Here is a 238-nt window from a genome sequence, read left to right on the forward strand (position 1 = left end):
CACCGTGTCCGGCGAGCATGTTTCGCTGTTCGCGCAGAGCGGCCCACTGCGCGTGATTGCCGCGCAGGGGCCGGTCAGCCTGCAGGCCAACGACGGCGAGCTGGAGCTGCTGAGCGACCAGGCATTGACCATCACTGCCACCGACGACCGCATCGACGTGCTGGCCCAGACCAAGGTGGTGCTGCAAGCCGGCAGCAGTGCGATCACGCTGGAAGGCGGGAACATCACGTTCAGCTGC

1 protein-coding gene is annotated in these 238 nt (G+C 66.8%); it reads left to right on the top strand.

Annotation, left to right across the window (positions count from 1 at the left end; translation table 11 throughout):
- A partial coding sequence (locus tag IAE41_RS22365; RefSeq protein ID WP_200734611.1) for a DUF2345 domain-containing protein occupies positions 1 to 238 on the top strand: 238 nt, incomplete at both ends.

The sequence above is a fragment of the Stenotrophomonas sp. S39 genome (assembly GCF_016624665.1).
GTDB lineage: Bacteria > Pseudomonadota > Gammaproteobacteria > Xanthomonadales > Xanthomonadaceae > Stenotrophomonas.